We start from the raw sequence: 1,331 nt of genomic DNA, 5'->3' as shown, positions 1-1,331 counted from the left end.
TTATTAATTGGTGGGGCGATTTATTGGACGCTTTTCAAATTCTTTCCTGAAGTTTTAAACCAAATCAACACTTTTACTGGTGATGCAGCAGCTAAAACTAAAGTGTTATACGATAAAGCCACACAACCAATTCGCACTTTTGTTGAATATATCTATAATAAACTAACAGGCAACGATAAAGATCCTAATCACGTTCCTTCACCACAAAATAAATTAGGTTATTATCTAACAACTACTTTAAGCGTCATCGGGATTTGTTTCGGACTTGGGAAAGTCGGTCATTGGTTAAAAAGTAGCAAGAAAAAAACTATTAAAAAAGGAACTAAAACTATCATTTAAAAAAAAGCTACTTCTAAAAATAGCGAATGTCGGTGGTAAAATCCTTAAAATCGGTAGTAAAGCTTTATTTTGGATTTCTTTATCTTCAACTGCTTATGAACTTTACCAATTTTATCACGAAGAAAATAAAACTCCTAATCCCCCACAACAATTAACCCATAAAATGGAAAATCCCCCAACACCAATCTTCCAAGCACCATCTATTCAACAACAACCCAACAATGAATTACCAACTATAGTTAATCCAATTCAAGAAGAAACAAATCAAGAAGAAATAACTCAAGAAGAAAGTGAAAGTGGTAACCTTAACAATCCCTGAGCATGGTTCAGTTGAATCAACAACTGAACCTACCTTACTACAACAAGAACAACTCCAACAAACACCACTACTTGGTGAGGAATTAAAAGAAACTAACCAAACAACTGAAACACAACAACTAACTCCTGAAGAAATCATTAAAGCTAAAAACTTATTAGAAATTCAGCTCCAACAAGAAAAAATTAATAGTTTAACTTTAGAAACTCAAAAAGCTAATTTAGAATATGATTTAACTCAAAAACAAGAATAATTAGAAAACAATCAAAAACTTTCTGAACAAGAAAAACAAGAACTTCAAAAAGAAATCAATCAACAAACCGATAAAATCCGTTCTAAAGAAAATGAAATCTTTACCCAAGATCAAAAGATTAATCAATTAGAAACTGATCTTCACCAAGAAAAAACCATCAACACTGAAAAAGAAAAACAAATTAATGAATTAATCAATCAAATCAACGAACAAAACCAAATGACCGAACAACTCAAAAATCAACTCCAAGAGCAAAAATCCCTAATTGAAACAAAAAACCAAGAATTAATAACTAATCAAGCTTTATCCGAACAAGAAAAACAAGCACTCCAAAATGAAATCAATCAATTAACTACTAATTTTCAACAAAAAGAAAAAGAATATCAAGCAACTATCTACCAAAAAGACCAAGAAATCACCCAA

General features: G+C 30.8%; 1 protein-coding gene and 2 pseudogenes. All 3 read left to right on the top strand.

Annotated elements, in window-relative coordinates:
• A pseudogene (locus M8044_RS02425) lies at positions 1-658 on the top strand (hypothetical protein); the annotation flags it as partial.
• Positions 636-908: a hypothetical protein gene (locus tag M8044_RS02420; protein WP_273585459.1), complete on the top strand. Its 273-nt coding sequence runs from the start codon at positions 636-638 to the stop codon at positions 906-908. The pseudogene M8044_RS02425 and the gene M8044_RS02420, both read left to right, overlap by 23 nt.
• Before the next feature lie 201 nt (positions 909-1,109).
• A pseudogene (locus M8044_RS02415) lies at positions 1,110-1,331 on the top strand (hypothetical protein); the annotation flags it as partial.

The organism is Columbia Basin potato purple top phytoplasma, assembly GCF_028595955.1.
Classification (GTDB): domain Bacteria; phylum Bacillota_I; class Bacilli_A; order Acholeplasmatales; family Acholeplasmataceae; genus Phytoplasma.
This window is presented reverse-complemented; position numbering and strand designations above follow the sequence as displayed.